Annotated in this window: 23 protein-coding genes and 1 pseudogene; 5 read left to right on the forward strand and 19 right to left on the reverse strand. The window is 45.8% G+C overall.

The window, feature by feature from the left end; translation table 11 throughout:
• Nucleotides 1-156: 156 nt before the first annotated feature.
• A complete protein-coding gene (locus KTH90_RS09855; protein WP_238726712.1) occupies nucleotides 157-1,509 on the reverse strand; it encodes an ABC transporter substrate-binding protein in 1,353 nt (450 codons plus the stop codon).
• A 131-nt stretch (nucleotides 1,510-1,640) separates the two neighbouring features.
• Between KTH90_RS09855 and KTH90_RS09860 the strand changes: the two genes are divergently transcribed.
• Together KTH90_RS09860 and KTH90_RS09865 are read left to right on the forward strand one after the other, a co-directional pair.
• Nucleotides 1,641-3,539 carry a glycoside hydrolase gene (locus KTH90_RS09860; protein ID WP_158351209.1) on the forward strand — a complete coding sequence of 633 codons (1,899 nt, stop codon included), beginning with the start codon at nucleotides 1,641-1,643 and terminating at the stop codon, nucleotides 3,537-3,539.
• Nucleotides 3,523-4,503 (forward strand): helix-turn-helix transcriptional regulator, encoded by a 981-nt coding sequence (locus tag KTH90_RS09865; RefSeq protein WP_238726713.1) that lies wholly within the window; start codon nucleotides 3,523-3,525, stop codon nucleotides 4,501-4,503. The genes KTH90_RS09860 and KTH90_RS09865 overlap by 17 nt, the downstream gene beginning before the upstream one ends.
• Before the next feature lie 92 nt (nucleotides 4,504-4,595).
• On the opposite strand, the gene KTH90_RS09870 is transcribed toward KTH90_RS09865, so the two are convergent.
• The 4 genes from KTH90_RS09870 to KTH90_RS09885 form a co-directional block, all read right to left on the reverse strand.
• Nucleotides 4,596-6,335, reverse strand: a complete 1,740-nt coding sequence (locus KTH90_RS09870) for a glycoside hydrolase family 35 protein (protein ID WP_158351211.1) — start codon at nucleotides 6,333-6,335, stop codon at nucleotides 4,596-4,598.
• Nucleotides 6,336-6,757: 422 nt separating this feature from the next.
• Entirely contained in the window at nucleotides 6,758-7,558 is an 801-nt protein-coding gene (locus KTH90_RS09875) for a YaaA family protein (protein WP_158351212.1), read from the reverse strand.
• A 487-nt stretch (nucleotides 7,559-8,045) separates the two neighbouring features.
• Nucleotides 8,046-9,221: an iron-containing alcohol dehydrogenase gene (locus tag KTH90_RS09880; protein ID WP_158351213.1), complete on the reverse strand. Its 1,176-nt coding sequence runs from the start codon at nucleotides 9,219-9,221 to the stop codon at nucleotides 8,046-8,048.
• Nucleotides 9,222-9,334: 113 nt separating this feature from the next.
• Nucleotides 9,335-10,045, reverse strand: coding sequence for an AAA family ATPase (locus KTH90_RS09885; protein ID WP_330655970.1), 711 nt, complete (start codon nucleotides 10,043-10,045; stop codon nucleotides 9,335-9,337).
• A 532-nt stretch (nucleotides 10,046-10,577) separates the two neighbouring features.
• Here KTH90_RS09885 and KTH90_RS09890 point away from each other — a divergent pair.
• A complete protein-coding gene (locus KTH90_RS09890) occupies nucleotides 10,578-11,201 on the forward strand; it encodes a thiamine diphosphokinase (RefSeq protein WP_158351215.1) in 624 nt (207 codons plus the stop codon).
• 159 nt (nucleotides 11,202-11,360) lie between these two features.
• On the opposite strand, the gene KTH90_RS09895 is transcribed toward KTH90_RS09890, so the two are convergent.
• Complete coding sequence (locus KTH90_RS09895; protein WP_158351216.1) at nucleotides 11,361-12,260, reverse strand: nucleotidyl transferase AbiEii/AbiGii toxin family protein; 900 nt, start codon at nucleotides 12,258-12,260, stop codon at nucleotides 11,361-11,363.
• A complete protein-coding gene (locus KTH90_RS09900; protein ID WP_158351217.1) occupies nucleotides 12,260-12,868 on the reverse strand; it encodes a type IV toxin-antitoxin system AbiEi family antitoxin domain-containing protein in 609 nt (202 codons plus the stop codon). Before KTH90_RS09900 ends, KTH90_RS09895 begins: the two co-directional genes overlap by 1 nt.
• A 314-nt stretch (nucleotides 12,869-13,182) precedes the next feature.
• Between KTH90_RS09900 and KTH90_RS09905 the strand changes: the two are divergent.
• Nucleotides 13,183-13,284: pseudogene (locus KTH90_RS09905) on the forward strand (TnpV protein); the annotation flags it as partial.
• 290 nt (nucleotides 13,285-13,574) lie between these two features.
• Here the strand turns inward: KTH90_RS09905 and KTH90_RS09910 are convergent.
• Complete coding sequence (locus KTH90_RS09910) at nucleotides 13,575-14,402, reverse strand: aldo/keto reductase (protein WP_158351218.1); 828 nt, start codon at nucleotides 14,400-14,402, stop codon at nucleotides 13,575-13,577.
• A 126-nt stretch (nucleotides 14,403-14,528) separates the two neighbouring features.
• Between KTH90_RS09910 and KTH90_RS09915 the strand changes: the two genes are divergently transcribed.
• Nucleotides 14,529-14,687: a hypothetical protein gene (locus KTH90_RS09915; RefSeq protein ID WP_238726714.1), complete on the forward strand. Its 159-nt coding sequence runs from the start codon at nucleotides 14,529-14,531 to the stop codon at nucleotides 14,685-14,687.
• A gap of 144 nt (nucleotides 14,688-14,831) precedes the next feature.
• Here the strand turns inward: KTH90_RS09915 and KTH90_RS09920 are convergent, their stop codons facing one another.
• From KTH90_RS09920 to KTH90_RS09970, 11 genes are all read right to left on the reverse strand, one after another.
• Entirely contained in the window at nucleotides 14,832-16,085 is a 1,254-nt protein-coding gene (locus tag KTH90_RS09920; protein ID WP_158351219.1) for an L-rhamnose isomerase, read from the reverse strand.
• A 33-nt stretch (nucleotides 16,086-16,118) separates the two neighbouring features.
• Nucleotides 16,119-16,757 (reverse strand): class II aldolase/adducin family protein, encoded by a 639-nt coding sequence (locus tag KTH90_RS09925; RefSeq protein ID WP_158351220.1) that lies wholly within the window; start codon nucleotides 16,755-16,757, stop codon nucleotides 16,119-16,121.
• 150 nt (nucleotides 16,758-16,907) lie between these two features.
• Complete coding sequence (rpiB, locus tag KTH90_RS09930) at nucleotides 16,908-17,396, reverse strand: ribose 5-phosphate isomerase B (protein ID WP_158351221.1); 489 nt, start codon at nucleotides 17,394-17,396, stop codon at nucleotides 16,908-16,910.
• Between the two features lie 14 nt (nucleotides 17,397-17,410).
• A complete protein-coding gene (aroE, locus tag KTH90_RS09935; RefSeq protein WP_158351222.1) occupies nucleotides 17,411-18,271 on the reverse strand; it encodes a shikimate dehydrogenase in 861 nt (286 codons plus the stop codon).
• A gap of 111 nt (nucleotides 18,272-18,382) precedes the next feature.
• Nucleotides 18,383-19,474 (reverse strand): M24 family metallopeptidase, encoded by a 1,092-nt coding sequence (locus KTH90_RS09940; protein WP_238726716.1) that lies wholly within the window; start codon nucleotides 19,472-19,474, stop codon nucleotides 18,383-18,385.
• A 14-nt stretch (nucleotides 19,475-19,488) separates the two neighbouring features.
• Nucleotides 19,489-20,463, reverse strand: a complete 975-nt coding sequence (locus KTH90_RS09945; protein ID WP_158351224.1) for a sugar phosphate isomerase/epimerase family protein — start codon at nucleotides 20,461-20,463, stop codon at nucleotides 19,489-19,491.
• A 215-nt stretch (nucleotides 20,464-20,678) separates the two neighbouring features.
• Entirely contained in the window at nucleotides 20,679-22,157 is a 1,479-nt protein-coding gene (locus tag KTH90_RS09950) for a rhamnulokinase (RefSeq protein ID WP_238726717.1), read from the reverse strand.
• A 34-nt stretch (nucleotides 22,158-22,191) separates the two neighbouring features.
• On the reverse strand, nucleotides 22,192-22,986 hold the full coding sequence (locus KTH90_RS09955) for a DeoR/GlpR family DNA-binding transcription regulator (RefSeq protein WP_158351226.1): 795 nt from the start codon (nucleotides 22,984-22,986) through the stop codon (nucleotides 22,192-22,194).
• Nucleotides 22,987-23,043: 57 nt separating this feature from the next.
• Nucleotides 23,044-24,024, reverse strand: a complete 981-nt coding sequence (locus KTH90_RS09960; RefSeq protein WP_158351227.1) for an ABC transporter permease — start codon at nucleotides 24,022-24,024, stop codon at nucleotides 23,044-23,046.
• A complete protein-coding gene (locus KTH90_RS09965) occupies nucleotides 24,024-25,535 on the reverse strand; it encodes a sugar ABC transporter ATP-binding protein (RefSeq protein WP_238726718.1) in 1,512 nt (503 codons plus the stop codon). The genes KTH90_RS09960 and KTH90_RS09965 overlap by 1 nt, the downstream gene beginning before the upstream one ends.
• Nucleotides 25,536-25,566: 31 nt before the next feature.
• Nucleotides 25,567-26,535 (reverse strand): ABC transporter permease, encoded by a 969-nt coding sequence (locus KTH90_RS09970; RefSeq protein WP_238726719.1) that lies wholly within the window; start codon nucleotides 26,533-26,535, stop codon nucleotides 25,567-25,569.
• Nucleotides 26,536-26,600: the final 65 nt, after the last annotated feature.

Here is a 26,600-nt window from a genome sequence, read left to right on the forward strand (position 1 = left end):
CATAATGGTGTAGTCAGGAAAGACTACTCAGTTAGTAAATTTCTAAATCAGTCATACCCGTAACACAGGCCTGAGGCCTTCAGAAACTGCAGCCACCGCAGCAGCTTCTGAAACCTCTGCCTAATCAGAATATTACAGACTACCGACAAAATCAGATTATTCTTCTTTCATCCGGTCTAATTTTAATTGACCCTTCGTCTGTATATTTTCTAATGTAGTATCTATATCCTGTTCCCCCGCAAACAGTAATTCTAATTCATATTTTATAATTTCATCCTGTATTTCATTGAGAACCACACCGTCTACCGCATAATCAAGCGCATCGTAAAATACGGCTTTGTTAAACGGCTTCCAGCCTTCCGGTATCGTATTCATGAATTCACTGTCCTCACTGATCGATTTCAGAGCAGGTAAACCAATGAGTTCCATTTCGCCCTGTACCTTATCCTGTGCAGACATATAGCTTATGTATTCCCAGCATTCATCTTTATAAGGTGTATCTGCCGACATACCGATTGCGGTAGTCCACAGCGGAGACCTCCATTGTCCATAAGTAGAATTCGTCGGAAATGTTACGATATCCCATTCGAAGTTATCACCGATTGCCTGGTTGAAGCTTGCCATATCCCAGGAAGCCCCTATTGTCATTGCAAATTTGCCGTTTTCGAATGTTCCGCCAACATCAGCAGCCATGGTCGGAGTCGGTGATACTTTATGCACCTGGTATAGGTCCGTGATATACTGGACGCCATCTCTGAATCCCTGGGTATCCGCAGTCATAGTTCCGGTTTCCCAATCCCAGGCTTTGTAGCCGTCATATAAGTTTCTGGCCAGTGAATATGCCCACCAGGATGAAAAATCTACTCCCCAAACCTTGTCATCGCCCTCGCCTTTTGTCAGCGCTTTTGCAGCTGCTAAAAATTCTTCATCCGTCCAATCATTTGTCGGAAGCGGAATATTGTTCTCCTCGAACATAGTCTTGTTGTAGATAATGAACCCGGAATTAAAGGAGGTCGGCGCGGCGTAGACACTTCCATTATAAGACAATCCGGACATTAAACTGTCAACCCAGGCATCCTGTAATCCATCTTTTTCGATGTAAGAATCCAATGGAGCAAGTAATCCATCCTTGAAGTATTCACCTCCGAAGTCTCCGGCTATCTGTACCAGATCGGCTAAGGTCCCGGATGAAATCTGTACCGTTAGTTTCTCATGGAAACCTTCCGGGATCGCTTCCAGGTTCACATGGATTTTATCATTTTCCGCGTTGAACTCTTCCGTCCACTGTGTTTTTCTATCAATTTCCTCCTGATTTCCCCATAACAAAAATCTTAATTCCACTTTTTCATTCCCTGAATCGGCAGCGCTCGCACTGCTATCTTTTTCCTCTGTCTTGCTATCCGTAGTATTTGTCTCTTTTGTTTGATCTGCTGATGAGCCACACGCCGATAACGCCAGCATCATGGCTGCTGCGATCATAAATACCTTCATTTTTTTAAATCGTGACATTGACATGACCTCCATTATATAGTATAATTTTACCAGGATTTGTAAACGTTTACATTGTAGCATAGAAATTTTCAGGTGTCAATAAGCATTGTCAAAATGTATGAAATGCATATTAAAAGGAGGGTTCTATTGTGCAAAATGTGAAAAAAGGATTTTGTTTCCTGATTATGGTTGTTCTGTTAACGACTACAATGCTTTCCAGTGTATCAGCCAGTTCTGGTGTTTCGGCACAAAGCACTGTAACAATTAGTCCTGAGAATGAATTTCAAACCTTCAAAGGCTGGGGAACTTCTCTGTCCTGGTGGGGTAATGCCATCGGCGGATGGCAGGATACTACAAAGCAAAGCGAAATACTGGACCTTATATTTGATGAAACTGACGGATTAGGGTTCAATGTAGCGCGGTACAATATCGGCGGGGGCGATGACCCGACGCATACTCATATGAGAAACGGCGCGAACCTGGAGGGTTATCAGCCGGAGCCCGGAGTATGGGATTATACTGCCGATGAAACGCAGCGCTATGTATTAAACGAAGCAATTGCACGCGGCGTCAACATCGTCGAAGGTTTCGCAAAAACTCCGCCTTATTGGATGACCTATAGTGGATGCTCTGCTGGGAATGTCGATGGAGCCAGCAATTTAAAGCCTGAATATTATGATGACTTTGCCGACTATTTATCGGAGGTATATCTGTTATTTAAAAATACATACAATATTACCTTTGATTCTATTTCCCCGATCAACGAGCCTAACGGACCATGGTGGGAAGTAAACAACCGGCAGGAAGGTTGTCATTATACCCAGCAGGAACAGAATGACTTTTTTAAGGTGTTGGCTGAAACCTTCGATGCAAAAGGATTATCTAATGTAACGCTTGCCGGGCCAGAGGGATTTGAATTCAACTCCACGTTATCATCCTGGAATTCCTATGACAGTGCTGCGAAATCCAGCATCGATAAAATCAATACCCATTCCTATTACGGAACAGAACGTTTATATCTCAATACAATCGCCTTATGTAATGATAAACGGATCTCCCAATCAGAATACGGTCTGGGTGTAGGTGATCACGACCATAACGCTATTGAAAGCGCTCTGGAACTGGCACATAAAATCCGGGATGACGTTCGGGACATGCAGGCAGAGACCTGGGTATATTGGCAGGCTGTTGAAGAAGAATTCAATGTGAATAATTGGGGCTTTATCCACGCAAGCTTCGAAGGGGAAGAGACCTATGATATAACAAAACAGTACTATGGAATGGCTAATTATTCCAAATTTATCAGGCCGGATTCCACGATCATCGGTGCAAATGATTCTAATATGCTTGCCGCATTAAATAAGAATACAAATGAACTGACGCTGGTCGTCATTAATGATTCTGATTCTCAAAACAATTATGCTGTCGATTTATCCAAATTTTCGACGGTAGGTAATAGCGCCAACGCATATCGGACTTCCCTTACCGAGAATCTGGCTCAGCTGGATGACATCAGCATTCAAAACAATACGTTACAGGTTACCACTGCCCCTAAATCAATTACCACTTATGTAATCAGCAACGCCACTGCTAATACTGCGCCTGCATTTAACAGAAATGCGACTTACAAAATTATAAACAAAAGCGATAATACGAAAGTCATCGATGTAGAGAACTCCTCACCTGATAACAGCGCTAATATTATTATTATGGATGCAGACAGCAGCAGCGTCAGCCAAGGTTGGAAATTCATCGTCAATGATATCGGTGAATATTACATAGCCAATACCAATGCATCCAAAATGCTGGATGTACCTGGCGCATCCACTGCTAATAGCACAAGTATGAAGTTATGGCAGCCAAATGGCGATAATAATCAGCTATGGCAAATTGTTGACTTGAACAATGGCTATTTTAGTATTGTTAATAAAAACAGCAACAAGGCGTTAGGTGTAAAAAATGGGGATATGACGAACGGCAATAATATTGACCAATATGATTATCATGCTTATGACAACCAGCAGTGGAAATTTGAAGCGATCAATTAATACAAAAACAGTTCATGTTACAGCGGGTGATTTTATGTGCAATGAATTCCATAACAAAAAAAATGTTTCTGTAACTTCCGGCAACCAGGCAGTTTTTCCTTATGGAACAAATGGATTTCCCTGTGAGCTTTATTATGATAACATCGATGAATGTGTGAATCACGTTGTGGATTGGCATTGGCAGCTTGAATTAGAGTTTGCCATTGTTCAAAAAGGTTCCATTGAATTGACAGTACAAAAAGATGTTGTCACGATTCACGAAAATGAGGGGTATATTATATTTCCAAATAAACTCCATCAGGTTAAAAAAAATGGGAACCAGTGTGGGATATATCGGACGATTATTATCAGCCCGCAGCTCATTTATGGAGACAGCAGATCCATATTGTTTCATAAATATTATCTCGCTGTTATTAAAGCGGTATCAAATGGATTTATGATCTTGAATAGAGAGACGCCCTATGGAAAAAGTATTATGGAGGAGCTTGAAGCTGCGATCCAATTGTTAACCCGGCCTTCCCTTAGATATGAATTAGATATACATAAGCATTTTATTAATATCTGGTCGAACATTTATGGCAGTGTTCAGGATACCCATTATTACAACCCAAAGTCTTCTTCTAAAGATGAAGATCTGACCAATCAGATATTATCGTTTATACATACAAATTATAAATATGATATCTCTTTATACGATATCGCCAAAAGCGGCAGTATCAGCAAGTCCGAATGCAGCAGACTATTTCAGCGTGTCTTTTCCTGCACACCATTTGAGTATCTGACAAATTACAGGCTTTTAAAAAGTCAGGAATATTTGAGAGATAAAACTTATTCGATAACGGATATCGCAGGATTGGTGGGATACAACAGTGTAAATTACTACACCACCGTTTTCCGGAAAAATCTTGGCTATACTCCAAGCCAATATAAAAAGCTGTTAAAGCAATCTGTTGCAAATATGTAAAACCATTAGAAAACGCTGGCATGTATTCCGCCAGCGTTTTCTTATTCTTCCATAGGAACGTGCGTCCCTATTTGATCGAATCCTAATATAAATTATATTTCAGGTTCGTCATAAAATTGGATGGAGCCGGATACCTTGCCTTCCGTCTCAAATATTACTAAAGTATTTTTCCCCTTTTTTAAAAGGGGCCCCGGCACATAGAGCCTTTTTTGCGGCCCGATCTCCCAAAATCTTCCGATATTGAAATGATTGACAAAAACAATGCCTTTTCCCCAGCCATCTGTATCCAAAAAGGTATCCGCCGGGTCATCAATTTCAAATTGGAATTCATAAAAGCCAGGCAGTCCCGTTTTCGCAGGAACGCCAAAATCCACATTTGTCAAATCTTCCATGGGTAATGGATAGATCGTCCAGCCGAAATGCAGGCGGTCGTTTACCTGTACTCCTCCATCTATACCTTTTCTTTGCTCTTCCATAATAGGTGTAAAGTTAACACGCCCCATATTTTCCATTAAAATATCCAGTTTACCATTGGAACATACCGCATTCTTAAGCTCGTGCCCGGACAGGAGTTCCCTGTCATAAAGTGTGAGGACCGGTTTTTCGTCTAAAAAAATATTTGCTCTGTCATTTGCTTTCCATAAGCGTACTTTTTCCAGGCGCTTTAATTCCGGCAGATTACTTTCATATAAAATATAACCATATCCCTGGTTCAATTTTTCCATGCATACCGGATAAAGATTTTCCACGGGGGCGGTTAGATTGTCAAGGTTCTGGAACAAATCGGCGGTTCTTGTAACCCCGAACGTGCCATACGCTCTTCTTTCTATATGACAGCTTAAGTGAACCTCCGGCAGAGCCATATACTTACCAATGACCTTTTGGTACTCTTTATATTTAGGTGTGATTCGGCCATCCTCTGTCAGCAACGCATCATAGTCATAAGAAGTCACATCCGGTTCCAGTTTTTCGTAATAATTTGCGCCATTCATGAAGCCAAAATTCGTGCCGCCTTCAAACATATAGATATTGATATGTCCTTCTGAAAGGAGATCATCAAGATCCTTTAGATGGCCGTCCAGATCGCCAATGTGATGCTCCCCACCCCAAAAATCAAACCAGCCAACCCAAAACTCCATACACATCAAAGGTTTATTTCCTATTTTTTTCTTCATGACTTCAAATTGGGCCTTCCCCTTTGACCCAAAGTTTCCTGTCGGAAGAGCTCCTTGTGCTTTTCCACAATCAAAAGCCTCTCCCCATGGACCATCTGATGTTACAAGAGGAACTTCGCATCCATTTTCTATCATCAGATTTTTAATGAATTCCATATAAGCCGCATCATCCCCATAATAGCCATATTCATTTTCCACCTGCATGAGGATTACCGGGCCGCCCCTTGTGATCTGCAATGGCGCTATCACTTCAAATAGTACCTTGTAATAGTCCCGGATATGCTGGATATACGGCTCATACATACATCTTAATTTCATTCCGTCTTCCTTCAAAAGCCAATAAGGAAGCCCGCCGAATTCCCATTCTCCGCAAATATAGGGAGAAGGCCTGAGAATTACCATAAGGCCAAGTTCCTGTGCCATTTTAACATATTTGGCTATATCCAGCATTCCGCTGAAATCAAAAGTCCCTTTCTGTTTTTCATGAAGATTCCAGGGGATATAGGTCTCCAGTGTATTGCAGCCCAAGGCCTTTAATTTTTCAAGGCGGTCACGCCAATACTCCGGCAGAACCCGAAAATAATTCATACCTCCTGATATAATTTTAATTCGATTATCGTCCAAATAAAAATCATCTTTAATTTCAAACTTATCCATCTTTACCTCCTGTGACGCGTTTACTGTGCCTTAAATTCTGCGGAAAAAGGTTCACGAAACCTTTTTTTATTTCATAGGAAAGTGCTCCTATGAAATAAAAAACGCTTCGCGGGGATCGCACTGCGGCGGAAAGGAAGATGCCGCTTGCGCGGCCCGCCGCAGGCTGAGAGTTTCGCAGGCGAAACTCTTTTACACATGCAACACGAAGGTATGGGGAAACATCTTTTTGTACCCCCGCAGTCCATTCACGTGTCTTATCTGTAAAAACAGCATTACTGCATGCTATTAATACCTGATTATATCAGTTCGTATGTTAAATTACTTTTAAATTATTATCTAATTGTTAAACTATATTCCCAGGATAATCAGCCTCCGAAAAACAGAAGAAGAAGGGGGACACGTCCACCTTTGCTTTTTTCCGTTTAACTTTTAAGAAATACCAGCTGCCCCTCATCCGAAAACTTCTCGGAGTATGTGTATCCCAGCCGGTTAAAGCTTTTCATAGCCTGCCAGTCTGTAATCTGTCTTTCCGCCATATAACGGACCATTTCCCCTCTGGCCATCTTGGCCTGAGTCCCTTTCTGAATGACTTTACCGTCTCTCTCTTCCCCGAACACACAGGTTACATAGGTGATCCCATCCTCCAGCCAGTTTTCTATACATCTGGAATACTCTTTGGAAGCCAAATTCACGATACAGTCTGTATCTGCAGCCAGTGCCTGGTAGATATCGTCCTTCCAGAACCCGTATAGGTTTCTGCCGTATAGACTTCCGTCCAGGATACTATCCGGGCTACTGTCCGGGCCTCTGTCCGGGCTTCTGCCCGGACGGCCTTTTGCCTGCATCTCCAGGCGATAAGGGACTACACCGTCAAGCGGCCTCAGTATCCCATAAAATCCGGACAGGATCCTAAGATGATCTTCTACATAATCCCACTGGTCATATTCAAAGACATGAGGCGCCATATACTGATACTGAATTCCCTCATAAGCCAGCAGGGCCGGAGTCAGCCCACGCTTAAGATCCATTGTCTGAAACCGCTCATAATTAAGCGCCGCGATCTTGTCATTACAGCCCCACAGCTTCTTCGCTTCCTCGTAGGACATTCCCCGGATCCATTCCATAAGCACAATCGCCCTTTCAAGGAAAATAGGGCTTGTTTTTACTTCCATATCGTCGGTATTGATGTTCATCTTCTTCGCAGGTGATATGATAATTTTCACAACTTAGTCTCCTCCCCTTGCACCGTAATCCACGGCTTTCAATCCTGTACTCTTTTAACGATACCGTCATCACGTCCGACCATTCGACATGATTTGACTTTTATTGTCCGATAATCCCAGTCAAAATACAAGTCCTGATATGTATCTTCACAGTAAAATTAAACTTATGATACAGGCATAGTAACCAGGTATTTGCTGCCAGCTAGGAAATTATGAATATACTGGCAGCGGGGAAGGTGATGGGTTTAAATCCGGGCTATACCTTATGGAGCAGCTATACTGCGCCCCGCCCGAAAGGCATGCATTCTCACCCGAAGGGCATGTATCGCGGGGTGCCACACATAGTACACGTTTCCAATCACTAAAAAGGGAAAGCCATGTACAGCAGCGATTGGCACTGCCATACATGGCCTTTTATCAGGTTTTATTTAACTTACATACCGAATCATCCGCAGACACCGTCAGCACTTATGCCAGCTGTGTGTAACTAAGCCCGGCAGGCAATCCGGTATATCGCTTCGCAGTCATCCCGGTTCAGTTTCACAAAGTTCCCCAGAGTACTTCCGTCAATCTGAAGGGTATCCAAAAGCTTCGGAATATCTTCTTCTCTGGCATCCAAATCTGCAAAATTCCCCGGCATCCCAATTGATTTCCAAAACTCCCTCAGGGAATTGATACCCGCTTTTGCCGTAATCTGCGGATGAGCAAAATCCATCTGGCAGCCCCAGACTCTCACGGCGATCTGTGCGAACCTGGCCACATTGTGATCCATGACATATTCCTGCCATGCAGGGCAGATCACTGCCAGTCCGGCTCCATGCGCGCAGTCGTATAACGCGGACAGCTCATGCTCCAGGCTGTGGCTGGCCCAGTCCTGTTCCCGGCCGGCGCCGCAGATATCATTATGGGCGATCATACCGGCCCACATAATATTCGCGCGGGCCTGGTAATCCTCCGGGTTCGCTATAACCTTAGGCACTTCCGAGGTCATGGTCAGCAGAACAGCCTCACACAGCCGGTCCGTAATCTCCACATCCTTTGTATTTGTAAAATACCGTTCGAATACATGAGCCATAATGTCAACTGCTCCGCAGGCTGTCTGATAAGCCGGAAGTGTCTCAGTCAGCTCAGGATTCAGGATCGAGAATTTCGGGCGGATCAGATCACTGCCGCAGGCTCTTTTAAACATACCTTCTTCCAGAGTGATCACACTGCCGTCAGATCCTTCACTTCCCGCTGCCGCAATAGTCAGCACGGTACCAATGGGAAGTGTCCTCTCCACTACCGCCTTATCACTGTAAAAATCCCAGAAATCACCATCATACAGGGTTCCAATCCCGATGGCCTTGGCGGAATCAATTACGCTGCCGCCTCCTACGGCCAGTATAAAATCGACCTTTTCCTTTTTACAGAGCTCGATCCCCTCATACACCAGCCCGCTTCTGGGGTTAGGCTTTACCCCTCCCAGCTCGACGTAAGAGATGGCTTCCTTATCCAGGGATGCTTTGACCCGGTCCAGCAGGCCGGAACGGACTGCCGAACCGCCGCCATAATGGATCAGGACCCTGCTGCCGCCAAACTGCTTCACATAACTTCCTGCATTTTTTTCTTCTCCCTGACCGAACACGAACTTCGTCGGGCTGTAAAACGTAAAATTATTCATATCTACCTTCTCCTCTTCTTTAATATTCTACTGACTTTATCATAACCGTTAAAGTTAACTGAAAGTCAAGCTTTTTTTTGCTGACTGGCGTATTCGCTGATTGGATTTCGGATTTACTGGAATTCCCGCTCATGTTGCTTAAAAAAGTCGTAGAAATACCGGACGTTTTCCAGTTCATGCCACTGACAGGCATCCAGGTTCGGAGAATCCAGATTATATATTTTCGCGTCCAGCGTTCCCAGCAAAAATGGGGAATGGGTTGCAATGACGAACTGACAGCCTAAAAACCGGGATGCCTGGTTTAACTGCTGCGCCAATCGCACCTGGTTTCTCGGAGACAGAGAGACCTCAGGTTCATCCAGCAGATATAGCGCATCCATATTCAGATAATCATCAAAGATTTGTAATGCGGTTTCTCCATTTGAATATTTTTCCTGGGAATAGATCATATTTTCCATATCCCTTTTCATTTCCCAGGAATTTTTATACTCGTCCCGCTGCTCTTTCGTCCATCCTTTTTTGGCATGTTCATAGAGATATCCTTCCTGAAGCACGGTCTCCTGCTGGATTTTCTTAATCTCATACATGATATCTTCGCTTTTGATATAGCGGCTGCCAGGCGGAATCTTTGAAATGGTTCTGCCATATTCATCCTCTCCAAGCCCATAGGAACATTCCTTCGTAAATTGGTCAAAATAGGGGTCCCATGGATTATGGGTCGCATTTTCCTTCCCTTCTATCTGCAGCTGATTCGCCAGAATATTCAGCATGGTAGATTTTCCGGAAGCGTTATCGCCGTATAAAATTGTGATTTTGTCAAACAATATCCAATCCTTTGCCTTACCTGCAAATACATGATACGGATATATATAGGGATCCCTCACTGTTTTACAGGACAGACGAAAACTTCTCAAATAAATCATTTTCTTCCATTACACCATTCCATTACACCACTGTAATGCGGCCCTTTCTAACGTACTTTTTAAATATTCTTTCCGTATGTTCTTACTCTATGTTCTTCCTCTATATTCTTCTTTTGAAACAGATATTTTTGTACCTGTCTTGTTCCGATTCCCTATATAATTTAGTCTTACCCTCATCCCACATATCTGTCTACTGAAGATTACATATATTACGGATAAGATTACATAATTTTACAGATAAGCCTGTACATTAATGCAAATAAACTAGCGCTTCTCGAAAGCCGGAAAATGTGTTACTATATAAAAAATAGTAGCGCTCAAAAAAGCCTCGCTGACTATTTTTCATGCATCGCACGTAAGCGCCAAAATACGGCGCTAAGTGCTCATAGCTATAAACAATAGTGTAAATCTAAATTACAAAGGTTGTGATCTTATGGCCCGCTGTATTATCATCACAGCGTATCATACTGGTAAAATAAAGGATTCTTACCTCCCTATGCCGGAGGATTTTATTATCTGCGCGGATGCCGGCTATCTGCTGGCCCGTCAGGAGGGAATTACGCCTGATGCGGTATTGGGCGATTTCGATTCCATGGAACGGTCTCAGGTAACCTGTCCGGATATTATTCGTGTTCCTGTAGAAAAGGATGACACCGATACGCTGCTGTGCCTGAAATACGGGATGGAACTGGGTTACCGGGATTTTATTATGATCGGTGGGATCGGCGGGCGTCTGGACCACACCATCGCTAATATTCAGACTCTGCTTTATGCCCATAACCATGGCGTCCTCATGGAGATGGCCGATGCTCAGAATACGGCGCGCGTCCTTTCTCCCGGAACCTATCATCTGAAAGAAAAGAAGGGGTATAAGCTCTCATTGTTCTCCCTCAATGAAGCCTGCACCGGGATTTATTATACCGGTTTAAAATATCCACTTCAGAATGCCACTTTGACGAACGATTTTCCGCTGGGTGTCAGCAACGCATTTGTCTGTGAGGAAGCGAAGATTACCTTTGCCACAGGTACCGCACTCCTGATCCTGTCCAAAGACTGATTCTGGTAAAATAACATACCTGTTTTTTGCCGCTAACTCAAGCCAATTAATTTCCTTTTTATACGATACAGCGATCGTTTATCAACACTATAAGGCTCTGGCTGAAAAGCAGACATTGTATTTATCTCAAGACACAATGCTCCTTTTCGCCACAAACCATTACACCATCCATAGTAAATTTTTGCTGTTCCACTGTTCTTGCCATTCATCTTCATTCACTATTGCCTCAAACACAGGCTCAAGGAATTTCTGTATCTCATCAATTACGACAGCAAACTCAAGAGAATCATCTTTAATATTTTTCAAGAAATATTTCCATCGTTTCTGCATATCTTCAGCTTCGGCAAGTGAAATAATCCGTTTGAAGCTATCTCGGTCATAGGGAGTTCCTCTCCTCTGCAAAGTTTCAAAAATTGCCGTCTGCAATTTTTCCCCATCAAAATCAAAAGCTCGTGCCAGATAATAAATATCATAAAAATCTTTCATTCTACCTGTCAGCTCTAATCGTTGCAGGATTGCATCGAGTTTTTCTGCGATAGTGCTTTCGAGAGAGTAGGTTTTGATAATAGGAGCTTCAAAGTCAGGAAGCTGAGTGTTAATTGCCCGTTCCTCAGCACAAGGCACAATGACATCACCCACACCTATATCCACATTAAAGGGGACACGGACATTTTTTATCTGAGCAATAATTTGTGCACTAATACCGTGATATTTTCTCTGCGGTGAAATTTCCTCAAAGCCTTTAGCAGTCATAAAAATATAATCATTGCCCGTAGGCGTATTGATAATCTTCCCTATAAGCACCTTTACATCTTCAATCGAACTAGAAGCTGCCCGAAGAAGAAAGTCCACATCAATCGTAGCTCGGCTCTCAAAATTGGTAAGGGTGTAAATAAACAGACCGCCCTTGAGAATGAGGTTATCCTCATATCCAGATTTTGAAAGTTTACGCAGGAATTCCTCTTGTACAAAAAGCTGTAAGCACTGCTGATAACTGATATCAGATGCCTTTGCTTTGTTTTTAAGTTTCACAAGAACTGAAGCTGCAATATCAGCCATCACAACCACACTCCAATCATTTCTTTTACTCGCTTTTGCACATGCAATACTTTTGCATATTCCATAAGATTTGGTATATTTTTCTTGGGGTCTTTTACATAACCCTGTATTGCTTTATTAAAAATTTCTTTATCCATCTTATTCATATTTCGCAGCACATCACAAATGGTACGGTCACGGTCATAAATACGGACATCAATAGAATCAATTTTTCCTCTGGTTTCTCCAAGTGTAACCAATGCAGGCTCAACACGGTACGCCTTAATAAATGGATAATCAATTTTAGTACGCAATTTTGAAACATTCTTATCAATTGCAAAATTCCACTCGGCAGGATTTCGTTCGCTGTATCTGTAGTAAAAAAGAGCCGTTTCCATACAAAGCACTGCATCGGGGAACAGACGATTGATAATTACAATTTCGCTTTCTCCAAAGTCCTCAATCCAATGATAGTAGCCCCGCTTTACTCTTTCAATTAGACCTTCATCCATAAGCTGTTTTATATCTGCGTAATATAGCTTTGAAGCTGTTAGTTCAGCGGTAGTCATAATATAATTGTGTTTGCTAAACAGCTTTCTCAAAATTTCAAAATCATTTTTCAGAAGCATTTTTTCACCTCTACTTAACTGACCCGATTTCTTATCACCAATAGGGCACTTTACTATATTATATCCACTTTTTGACTTAGAGTCAATAATAGTTAACTGAACGCTTTTGAATTGTACAAATGGGTAGTTAAATAGAAGAAGCTAATATGATTGACCATAAAAGGCAAATTAAATATATATAATGATTGTCAAGCTATTAAAGATAGCTACGACAGATTACGTCTTACCAAGCACTGAATTTGGTTATCCGAATTCGCTTGTTGGGGGCAAAAGCCCCTAATACCCCATAATTTTTTGAACTACTCACAGAGGCAGAAAAGCTAAAGGCAGAATATACCTTGGAATTGGTCGGAAGAATGAATAACATACGGGCGTGTGCAAGAGAGATTGTGAATGAGGAAATCATCTTCGCATAAGCAGGAAAGGCGGCGGGGAGAAATTTCTGCCGCTGTTGTTTTTCGGAAAGGAAAAATTAGAATACCTCGGCAATATGACGCTGGATTTTCTGTTTGAACACATTGCTATATCCAAAATTTCAATTCTTACGGATATGCAGACTCCAAAAGCCAATGACAGCACCCACAAAACCTATGTGGCATATTTGCCTCTTGTTGCAGCCTGCCGCCCTGACCTAGATGATGCAAAAAGGAACAAAATACGGCATAGCCATGAACGACTATACCGTATTTTGTCAGAGCCACTTTTTTTATTCATAGTCGTAGGTTTCCAGATCCCATCCTGTCGTAAAACCTGTGTGAAGGCCGTCTATCACCTTCATGTCTTCTTCCTCCAACTTAAAATCAAAGATATCCGCATTCTCAACAATCCGTTCCTTGTGCACGGATTTCGGGATTACCACATAACCGCTCTGCACGTCCCAGCGCAGGATGATTTGAGCCCCTGTCTTTTTGTATTTAGCGGCCAGGTCCTGAATCTGCGGTATATCAAAGCTTCCTCTGATCAGGGGGGCCCAGGCCTCAGGCTGAATTCCCCTCTCCTTACACCAGGTAAAAAGTTCCGCGGGGTTCCACAATGGATGCCGCTCGATCTGATTCAGCGCCGGAACCACTTCGCATTCTTCCATGATCCAGTTCAGATGCCGGGGCAGACAGTTACACACGCCGATCGCTCTGGTCTTTCCCTCTTTGTATAATTCCTCAAGCGCGCGCCAGGACTCGATCAGCCGCTCTTTGCGCTGTCCTGGCCAATGGATCAGAAACAAGTCAAAGTAATCGGTTCTGAGCTTCTCCAGACTTTCCTGAAAGGTGCGTTTGGTATTTTCATATCCCATATTGCAGGTGTCCACCTTGCTTGTCAAAAAGTATTCCTTTCTGGGTATACCGCTAAGTTCAAGCGCCTCTCCCAGCAGTTCCTCATTATGATACATCTGAGCGGTATCAAAGCTCCTGTATCCTGCCCCCATGGCATAGTTGATAGCGTTCTGCATCTTTGTAGCATCCGTCGCCAAATATACTCCCAATCCCAGCACCGGCATTTTCACTCCGTTATTCAGCGTCACTGTCTGGTCTATCATGCTTGTAATCCCCTTTCTTAATTTGAACTGTCCGCATCCTAACGAACAGATATAATTATTTTACTCCTTGCCGCCTGACTTGTCGATCATCGATAAAATAAATAAGTGAAAATGTTGGAAAACCTGATGCAGGAGCTGGACCGCGGCGGTATTCCTGGAAAAGAAGAACTGGGACAGATGCAGGCGATTTCACACAACAATCAGCTTTTTAGCATAAACCACATTAAGCAAAACTTTTATCCTATTCATTTGGCAGGGAAAGACAACTCAACTCGTCCGAGGTAAAAAAGGGCCGTCGTAACAGTTAAATAATTTAGCTGGTACGACGGCCCTTCTTCTTTGTTCAGGAGCAGGTGGATGGTTAATATTCGTGTAATTCCGTAATCTACTGCATGCGTAAATTTTAATCCTAATTACCCCTATCTCAACCTATCTCACAGCCAGTACATCTTTTTCATATCTCTGCACTTCTCTCATCCACTCCATGCCGGCCGGTACATTGTTCACATAACAGTAATAGTCCCAAACAGCCGCATAGGGATAGGTTTTCAGCTCTTCCAGCCAGGACAGCCGGCTCGTATAATCACCCTGTTCCTCCAATTCCTGCAGCATCACCGTCGGTTCCAGCAATGCCTTCAGCAGCGCTTTCATGCTGTTGCGCATACCTATCACGCAGGCAGAGATCCTGTTGATACTGCCATCGAAATAATCGGTTCCGATATGGATCCGCTCCAGCCATCCCCCGCGTACTACCTGCGTCAGCATCGACTGGGTCGCATCATCTAAGGAAACTACATGGTCGCTGTCCCAACGCATGGGTCTGGTCACATGCAGCGCCATTTCCTGCGAGAACAGCATGACGGAGCTGATCTTGTTGGCCACATCCTCGGTCGGATGAAAATGTCCGGCATCCAGGCACAGGCTTCTGTTCCGTTTTGCCGCGTACATCATGTAGAATTCATGGGATCCTACCGTATAAGCTTCCACCCCGATTCCAAAGAGTTTGCTTTCGAGGGTATCCAGGTTTAATTTCTGGTCCACCGGCGAGGCAAATACCTGATCCAGGCTTTCCATCAGCCTGCGTCTCGGAGCCTCCTGGTCTACCGGATAATCTTTGTATCCATCGCAGATCCAGTGATTGGTAACTGCCTGGATCCCCAATTCTTTTCCGAAATAAGCACCGACGCGGCTGGAACGCTTACAATGCTCGATCCAGAAGGAACGGATGTCCGGATCCCGGCTGGACAGAGTAAACCCATTTTCTGAATTGGGATGGGAATAACAGCTTGGATTAAAATCCAGACCGATTCCCCGCTCCTTCGCCCATTCTACATAGGCCTCATAATGCTTAGGCTCGATCTCATCCAAGTCGATCTGTTCCGACGTATCCACCTGAGTCGCCTGCAGGCTTAATTTATGTTTCCCTGGCAGCAGGGAAAATGCCATATCCGCATCCTGCCGCAGCTGATCGGGATTAGCTGCCGCGCCGGGGTATCCTCCCGTAGACAGAATCCCGCCGCTCATGGCCGAATCTTTTTTCAGAAAGCCTTTTACATCATCAAATTGCCATGCGTTAAAGGATATCCGGGTTCTCCCGAGAATTTCCAACGCTTTTTGTGTATCCACACCAATTTGCGCGTAGCGCTCTTTGGCAGCTTCATAAGCCAGTTCTACTGCGTTCATATTTCCCTCCAGTGGCGCATTTACTGCACATTTTCAACCCTTAAGTCCGGGAACGCAGTCACAGCTGTTGACCTGATCCCGGAAAATATTACACATAGCGTCGGCCTCGATCCGTTCCAGCATACTATACGCCATGAACAGATCCGAGCCCGATACCACCACACCGTGTAACGGCATGATCGCGCCTATTGGATATTTTTCCGCCAGTTCCCGGCGCGCATCAAAGTATCGGTATACCTCTTCATGCAGATTCGTGGTATAGGCCTGGGTATATGGAATACATTCCACCGGTCCCCGTTTCATAGTGGCCTCTGTGATGTTGGGAATTGGCTTACTTTGGGCCACAAAAGCCATACAATATTGAGGATGTGCATGAATCGTAGCGCCGATATTTTTAAAATTCTTAAGCAGAAGAACATGCATATATCCTTCCCGGGACAATTTTCCAGTGCCCTCCAGTACGTTCATGTCATAATCGATCAGCAGAAAATCCTCCGGTTTCATCTCACAGAAATGCCGCTCCGACATCAGGGACGGAGAAATCAGTACACGGTTTTCTTCCGCCAGGACAGCAAAATTCCCTCCGGCCGCGTTTGTAAGCCTCCTGTCCCACATATAGTGGGCTACCTTCGCCATCTGTTCTCTTAGTTCCATATAGGATAGATGTTCCATGTTCTCAACCTTACCTTTCCATACCATCTTTGTTTCGTTCGTCAGGTCTTTCCTGATGAATACCTATGGCTCCTTTCACTTCTCTGGTCCTTCCATTTATCTGGCTCCTTTAATTTCTTCGGTTTCTTCCATTTATCCGGTTTCTTCCATTTATCCGGTTTCTTCCATTTCTCCGGTTTCTTTAACCCCTTCGATTTCTCCGGTTGTCTCGATCTGAGATATTTCCTGAACTCTCACCGCATGTCTTCCGCCTTCGTACTCCCCGTTAAGCCAGCATTCCAGTATCATCAGTGCCAGGTCTTTTCCCACCACACGGGAACCCATAGCCAGCATATTCGAATCGTTGTGCTGTCTGGAGAGAAGCGCGGAATACGGATCACTGCAAACCACACAGCGGATCCCTTTCACTTTGTTCGCCGCTATAGAAATGCCCACTCCGGTTCCACAGCATAAGATTCCCCGGTCGCACTCTTTGCTGGCCACTGCGTTGGCCGCTTTCAGCGCATATTCCGGATAATTACAGCGGACGGTGTCATATGTCCCATAATCCAGATAGGGATATCCATTCTCATCCAGATATTCTATAATAGACCGTTTTAATTCTATTCCCACATGGTCACTCGCCAGTGCGATCATCAGAACGCCTCCTTTGCTTATTCGATCCCATATTCCCGGCTGAGAGCTTTACGCATCACCTCCGCGCTGCATGTGCGGCCCGTCCAGAACCGGAAGCTGATGATCGCCTGATTAACCAGCATGCCCAGTCCATCGATGCTTTTGGCTCCCCTCTTCTCAGCTTCCTTTAAAAATAACGTATGGGGATGATTCGGTATCACATCACACACGGCCATCCGGGGGAAAATTGTGTTATAGTCCACATCCGGCTTCTGATCCGTATCCGGATACAGCCCGATATTCGTGGTGTTCACCAGGATATCCACCTCCTGCGGTATCGACAGCTTGTGATCCCAGCATATATACTCCGCTTCAGCCTTCGTTTTCTCGCGGACCAGAGCAGTCAATACTTCTCCCCGTCCCGATGCGGGACGGTTTGCGATCAGTAGCTTTTTGGCTCCTGCGTTGGCCAGTTCTACGGCAATTGCTCTTGATGCCCCGCCGGCACCCAGAAGCATGGCGGTTTTCCCTTCTATGGAGACGCCTTCCTCTTTCAGCGAGGTCAAAAATCCTTTTCCATCCGTATTTTCCCCATACAATTCCCCGTCTTTTACATAAACCGTATTGACTGCACCCATGATCTGAGCATCCTCAGCCACATGATCCAGGTATTTCAGCACTTCCACTTTATGAGGTATGGTCAGATGGATTCCTTTCATGTTCAACGCTTTCAGTGCGCTCATGGCGGTACCTAAATCCTCCGGATGTACCAGGATTGTCAAATATCGATATGGGATACCCAGATCTTCAAAGGCCGCCTGCGCAACCACCACGGTCGGATTTTCATCGATCGGGCATCCGAACACGCCAACTAACTCTTCCCGATAACAATTTCCCATATTTACCTCCAGTGGCGCATTTACTGCGCCTAAGTTCAGGTATGGGTGAACATTTTGTTCAACCGTACCTCCAGTGGCGCATTTACTGCGCCATCATTCACCCTTTTTAATTTACCGCACCAGAATGTCCGGCCGCAGGAGGACTCTATCACCGCAGGTAACCTCCCGGTAGACCCAGCCCCCGGTATGGGAAATAATCTCCTGACCGTCATCTGTGACCAGAAAGGTATCCTCCGACTTGACACCCGCGATAGTGGGGTTCCAGGAAAATGCCTGTCTGCCCAGTACCACTTCCTGGTTCCGGAAGGTGGTGCAGAAATCACGGGTCGGATATCCCAGCGGGCCTCCCTGATGATGAAGATGAAAATCCTCCTCGTATCCCAGTTTCTTATAAGCATCATAACCGGCCTGCAGTACATCTCTGACCGGAATCCCCGGTTCTGTGCCGCGGATATAAGCCGCATCAATCTTTGTCACCGCGTCCATCCGTTTCTCTTTGTCCCGGTCCGGCGTCCCGAATGAAATAATCCGGCTCATAGATACAGTCAGCCCGTACTTCTGGGCACACACGGCTGCCATGGCGTATTGACTGACCCTGTGCTGGGTGGGGATAGGGTGGCGGTATTTCTTCAGTCTGTCGTCCGCCGCTACCAGGCATACCGGAACCTGATATCCGGCTGCCATCAGCATTCCCGTTGTACGTCCTGCGATTTCCGCTTCCGTCTCGCCCCTTTGAATACGCCGGCAGGATTCTTCCAGCAGCCCGGCACTCTCCGGCCCGATCATCCGATAGCGCTCCAGTTCTTCCCTGGTCAGCACATAGCGCAGTTCCTGAAACTTGGCCCCTCTGTCAGGTGTGCCGAACATACCGCTGTCACTGATGATATTCTTCTGTTCCAGGTAGGGTTTCAGCACTTCTTCTTCCGACTCATGCCACAGAAAGGAGATTAACTCGAACTCCTGCTGCGGCAGTTCTTCCTGCGTAACTCGATATTGTTCACTGGAATTACAGATCACGTACTGATGGTCCATGGTAATCAAAAGCTTTGACGCTGCCGCTCCCGTTCCTTTATCCACGTACGCGTATTTGCCTCCGCTCATCCAGCAGAAATTTTCATTGGTGGTAAATAAGACTCCGTCGTATGCATTTTCTTCCAGGTACTGCCGCACCCGCGCCAGCTTTTCCTGTATTTCCGTTCTCAAAGCTACCACTCTCCTTATTTGAATACCGCTTCCCGGATCATTCCGAATACTTTGGTGGCGTCCGTGCCGTTGATGCATTCCGTCAGCTTCTCATAACCGATCAGATCCACCGCCCGGTCAAAGATCTGCATCATGCGGATACTCTCAGCTGCAGCGGCGAAACCATTTTCACGGAACGGGAAGATATCCACGGAAGTCCAGCCGTCATATCCGATCTTTCTCAGGGAATAGCACAGCTCGATATATTCCGTATAGCGGACGCTTCCGAGCATCATATCATCATCCCATGCGCTGTAATTGTCATTGATGTGCAGATTATATAGCATACCGTGATTTGCGCACATTTCCACTACCTGAGCCACATTCCCCTGTGCCTGGAATACATGGCCCAGATCCACAGTCAGCCCTACATTTTTCCGGTCCACATCTTTCGCAAGCAGAAGAGTGCTTCCGGCGGTATCCAGTGTACAGCGGTTTCTCGGCTCACGAAGCTTGAATTCCAGTGCAATCTTCATATCTGGCGCATAATCGCAGATCTCGCGCACCGCTTCCACCATCAGATTCCACTGTCTGGTGTAATCGGTCTGGAATACATAGTCAAAACCGTCTTCTCCCATCCAGATGTTTACAAACTCCGCGTTTACCTTTTTGGCAAAATCTACGGTGTCTTTACAATATTGAACAGCCAGCGCCCGGTATTCCGGGTTCGTATTCGTAAGAGATCCGTAACCAAAACGCTTATCTCCGTTAAGCGGTGCGTTGACACCGGATATTTTGAATCCGTATTTATCCGCCAAAGCCTGAATCTCAACCGGGTCTTTCTCATCACCGTCCGGATCGTAGCAAAGCTCCAGTGCTTCCACCACACCGGTTTTCGCCAGCCCTTCGATTCTATCGGCCGCTGTGTTATCTTCCTTGTAGCCTCCCGACATGAAGCGGTCTACCCGGTTTCCTAATGATCCTGTAATACAAGCATATTTTAGCGCCATAATCTTTTCCTCCTGATTTATATTTAGAATATTTTAGTTTTGTTACTTCAAAATAAAACTTAGGTGCTTCAAAATAACCGTTACTTCCAAAATCAAATAATAAAAAATTCTGACTTGGACATGTCCCAAACTGGAATGGACATGTCCCCTTTCAGGCTTTTAGTTTACATAACTCTATAAAACAGCGTACAACTACCCGCCCTGTCACCCTCTATCTATTCCGATAGTGGCAAGAGTGTCAAAAAATATTCGTACGCTTCATCCCAAGCCTTCTGTTCCTGTGGCTCATATATCGCGATCTGTGTGGATCTGGCTATGATCTCCCGGCCCTGTTCCAGGTTACCGATAGCCCCGGCTGCCTGCAGCTGCATCAGAAAATTCCCGGTCAGCGCCGCTTCCTGCGGCCCCACATAGACGGTCCGGCCGCACGCATTGGCGGTGAGCTGGTTCAACAGCGTATCCTTACCGCCTCCGCCCAGAATATGAATGGACTCGATACGGTACCCCAGTATCTTTTCCAGCGTTTCCATCACCCAGCGGTATTTGAGAGCCAGACTCTCTTCGATGACGCGGATGAACCGGCCCGGTGTATCCGGCACCGGCTGCCCGGTTCTGATACAGTAGTCCCGGATCTTGCGAAGCATATCCCCGGGCATATAGAAGGCTTCATCGTCCGGATCAATCAGGGATACAAAAGATTTCTCCCTTCCGGCCAGCTCCACCAGCTCCGCAAATTCATAGGTAGTCCCCATCTTGCGGTATTCCAGCCTGCATTCCTGGATCAGCCAGAGGCCCATCACGTTCTTAAGCATCCGGTATCGCCCTCCGACACCACCTTCGATGGCGATGTTATACCGGTAGGTCCGCTCATCGATCACCGGTTCCGGGATCTCCACCCCCATCAGCGACCAGGTTCCGCTGCTTATGTATGCCGCATGGGGTTCGTTGGTCGGAAGCGCAGCCACTGCAGAAGCCGTATCATGCTCTCCCACCGCCGTCACCTTCATCCGGGGCACTCCGATCTCATCGGCCGTTTCTTTGGTCATGACGCCGGCCACCGTACCCGGCATTATAATTGGAGCCAGCAGTTTTGCAGGTATTTCGAACCGGCTCAGAATCTCCGGGTCCCAGTTCGATGTCTCCCACTGGAACATCTGGCTTACACTGGCCAGTGTATATTCCGAGTGCCGCTGCCCCGTCAGGAAATAGGTGAGCAGATCCGGGATATGCAGAAGGGTTTCACACTGCTCCAGCAAAAATCCGTCCCCTTCCAGACGCATAGCCGCCAGTTGGATCAGCGTGTTGAACAGCGCATTTTGATTCCCGTTTTGAAAATGAAGCTCCCGCCGTGACATGATGCGGTAGATCCCGGCCTCGTTTCTGGCCATCCTCAAATCACGATAGCATCTGACCTGAGTGATGAGATCCCCGTTTCTGCCGATCAGTCCAAAATCGTTACAGTACGCGTCGATTCCGATACTCACCGGTGTCCCTCCGGCTGCGGCGCAGCCTTTACGGATCCCTTCCGTGAGGTTCTGATGGATCCCCAGGAAATTCCAGTACAGATGATTGCTCACGCAGATCTGCCGGTTAGGGAACCGATGAATTACCTCTGTAGTGAGATACGTTCCATCAAATTCTCCCAGCATCACTTTTCCGCTGCTGGCACCCAAATCAAATGCTATCTGTTTCATATCATTCCTCCGCATTCATCGATGCGGCTGTTTTCTAATTCTCCCTGGCCACCACGATTCTGGTTCCCTGGGATTCGATAAGCCTGGCTTTATCCGGCGAAAGCTCCCGATCTGTGACGATATAATCCACCTTCGAAAAATCGGAAAGAAACACCACTCCCTTTTTCCCGAACTTGGTGGAATCCGCCAGCACATATACCTTCTGGGCCTTCTCCATCATCAGCCGTTTCACATCGATCTCATAGATACTGCTGTCTGTGAATCCCTCTCCCTCGTATACACCATAACAGGAGAGAAATACTTTATTGGGCCTGAAATTATTGATCCACTCATTGGCCATGATACCGGTCAGCGAGAAATTCTTCGCCCGGAACACCCCCCCCAGCGAAATCAGCGTCAGATTGGGATTCTCGATTAAAGAGGCATCCAGCAACAGACGGATGGAGTTGGTGATCACTGTCACCTGATAGTCCTTATGGATATGGTGGATCATATTCAATGTGGATGAACTGTTGTCGATAAATATGGTGTCCCCGTCCAGAATCGTCTTGGCCGCCTCCCTGCAGATGCGGTCCTTTTCCATATAGTTCTGGACTTCCCTCATCAGATAGGGATATTCCTTCACTCCCTTGGAAGTGTCGGACAGTACCGCACCGCCGTGGGTACGGCGGATCAGGCCGGAATCTTCCATTTCCTTCAGATCCCTGCGGATCGTCTCTTTGGATACATTCAATAAATCCGACAGCTGATTGACATTTACCTTTCCCTGTTCCTCCAACAAATTCAAGACTTCAGATTTTCGTTCAATGTTATACTTTCTCTCTAACATGCTGCATACACCTTCCGCGCTTTTTCTTTCAGCATAGCATAAAACGAATACTTTGTCCTACCGAATTTCGCCGCTGAACTTAATACTGTCCATCATAACAGCTATAAAAATGATAATCCCTCTGAATATCGTAAACGCATAAGCGGAAGCGCCTGTAATAGTAAGGCCGTTGGTGATTACCTGCACCATAACGATACCGATAATGGCGCCTGGTAATATTTTCCCCTTCCCGCCAAACAGGCTGGCCCCACCGATCACTGCCGAGGAAATAACCACGAATTCGTCATTGATGGCAAAGTTCGGATTGATCACACTTAAGATGCAGGCATTCATCATTCCGGCGATACCGGCCAGTCCGCCGCAGAACAGATAGGCCATAAATACGGTTTTCGTCCCGTTAATTCCCAACTTATTGGCTCCAGCCAGGTTGTTTCCGCAGGCAAACAGCTGCCGTCCGTACTGGGTTCTTGTCAATATGAAATGTCCCAGCAGTACAACAATCAGGAATATGTAGACAATCAGCGGTATCCCAAACAGTTTTGCCCCTGAAAACTTCATAACAACATTGTCCAGGAACAGCATCTGCTGGTTGGTAAACATAAGTCCTAAACCTCTGGCCACACTGTAGGTTGCCAGTGTGGTGATAAACGGAACCATCTTAAGCTTCGCTACGAAGAATCCGTTGATTGACCCGATCAGCAGGCCGCTTATACAGGCTCCCGCAAAACACAGCGGAAGCGGCGCTCCCAGGTTATTCAACAGTGTAGTTCCCACCACGGCTGAAAAATACATGTTGGCGGAAACTGAAATATCTATTCCTCCGGTAATCAGTACGAAGAACATACCGACCACCGCGACCCCCAGTGTGGAGGACAGGCGGAGGACATTGACCGCATTGCTGAGGGTCAGGAACTTGGGCGACTGAATGGCAAAATAAGCCAGCAATATAATAAAGATGATCCACAAGCCGTAGGAGCAAAACAGATCCAAAAGCTTTCCTCTTAATACTTTTCCTTTTCTTGACTGTGAATTTTCCATCAATTCCCACCTCCGATCGCGGCTTCCATGATAAGTTCCTGTGTATATTCCTCTCTGTGAAGCTCGCCGGTAAGCACATTATGGCTCATGACCAGAATCCGGTCACACATCCCCATCAGCTCCTCCATCTCAGAGGAAACTAACAGTATGGTTGATTTGTTTTTCGCCAGATCGTTGATAATACTGTAAATCTCATATTTCGCGCCCACATCCACTCCTCTGGTAGGTTCGTCCAGCAGGAAGATCTGCGGTTTTCTCAATACCCATTTCCCGAATACCACCTTCTGCTGATTGCCGCCGGAGAGATTGATTACCGCCTGGCGGGCCGGATCGAAGGTTTTGATATTCAGCTCCTTCACCATCTCCTCAGTCTCCCGCTGTTCCTCCTTCCGGTTGATAAAGCTTAAGGATGCCGCGATCTCCTTTAAGTTCGCCAGCACGATATTCTCTTTCACTGTCTTGGTCATCAGGAGCCCCTCTTCTCTTCGGTTCTCCGTGATAAACGCCATCCCGTTTTTAATACAGTTCTCCGGAGTGATCGGTTTGATCTCCTGTCCCTTATAGATCAGGCCTCCGTCCGTGATCGGGTCAATTCCAAACAGGCAGCGCAGCAGTTCCGTTCGTCCCGCTCCCATCAGCCCGAACAGTCCTACGATCTCTCCCTCCCTTATCTGAAGGTTGATATTTTCAAACCGTCCTTCCTGGCAGATATTCTTAACCTCAAAAGCTACCCCGCCGATTTCCTTTTCCACGGTCGGATAAATCTTATTCAGTTCCCGTCCCACCATCTGCTTAATGACCTCGTTGGTGCTGATGTCCGAAGTCCGGTTTTGAGAGATAATCTCCCCGTCCCGCAGCACGGAGATTTCGTCGCAGTGCTCAAACACATCTTCCAGAATATGGGAAATAAAGATAATCGATTTATTCTGTTTCTGGAGCAGATGCATGATATCAAACAGTTTTACCTTCTCCTTGTTGGACAAAGAGGTGGTGGGTTCATCCAGGATAATAATCTGCGCGTCCTTCATAATCGCCTTGGTGATCTCGATCAGCTGCCGCTGTCCCATAGGCAGGTTCCCGACTATCTCATCCACGCCGAAATCTTCAATCCCCAATTCCTTAAGCTTCTCCGCCGCGATCTTTTTCATGGCCTTCTTATCGATCGTATGAGCCTTGCTCTTGACCATGTCCGTAATAAATAGATTCTCAAATACCGACAGGTTCGTAAATAGATTTAATTCCTGATGTACAAAAGCGATACCCGCGTTCTGAGAAACCTTCGGGTTAACCGGTTCGAACTTTGCTCCATTTAAGTATATCTCTCCGCTGTCCCGTTGATAGATTCCGCCCAGAATATTCATCAGTGTAGATTTCCCCGCCCCGTTTTCACCGACCAGTCCCAGGATTTCTCCCTTTCTCAGGTTGATGGTGATATCTTTTAACACTTGTACCGAAGCAAAAGATTTGGTAACCTGCATAAGCTGCAGTATGTAGTTCTGGTTTTCAGCCAACTTGTTCACTTCCAATCTATGATATACTTGTTTACGCCTTTTCGTTCCGCTTCTTTAATATCGCCACACCGCCGGCCACCAGGATAATGGCGCCTTTTATGATCGTAATGATAAAGTATGGTGTATTTAACAAGTTTAAAGTCACATTAATCAAAATTATCAGAAACGCACCCATCACCGTATTTGGGATTTTGCCCACACCGCCTGCCGGGCTGGTTCCTCCGACGATGATACTGCCCATAATATCAATAAACAGCGTACTTCCGTAACTGGACGCGCCGGATTCCATCTGAGCCATCATGATAATACCGGCAACCGCGGAACAGACACCGCTGAAAATAAAGATCTTAAAGATCGTTTTCTTCACAGGCACGCCCGATATAACGGAAGCCTTAGGATTCGTTCCTGTCGCATAGAGCTGCCTGCCATATAAAGTCTTGCTGCACACCAGGTGGGTCACCACCGCCACCAGCAAAGCCAGTATTAACGCAAAGGGTATCACAAATATCTTACCGTTTCCCAGTATCGTAAAACTATCCGGCAGTCCGGAGATCGTGCTTCCCCCCGTATAGACTACGGCCAGTCCGCTGCCGATCATCTGTGTCGCCATCGTCACAATAAAAGACGGCATTTTAAATCTGGTCACCGCAAATCCGTTTATAACACCAAAAACCAGGCCGATCAGCAACATTGCCGCCAAAGCTACCGGTATCGCATACCATCTGCCGGCCAGCAGGCCGGAAGTAGTGCTCATAATAGAAGCGCCCACCACACAGGTCAAAGCGATAATAGAGGTAGAAGAAAAATCCACTCCTCCGTTCAATACAGAGAAATGAACCCCGCAGGCAACGGTCAGCAAAACGCAGGCCTGGCTGAATATATTCGTAATATTACTCTCGGTAGCAAAATTTGGTACAAAGATCAATGCCACAATGACAAAAACCACAATGAACCAGACAATCGCATCTACCGATTCATAAATCTTCCTCACCCGTTCCATAATCAAACCTCGCTATCTGACTTAGGATTTCTCGTCCACTTACTTCGAAATCAAATAGATTTTAT

It is taken from the genome of Diplocloster modestus, assembly GCF_019042245.1.
GTDB classification, from domain to species: Bacteria; Bacillota; Clostridia; order Lachnospirales; family Lachnospiraceae; genus Diplocloster; species Diplocloster modestus.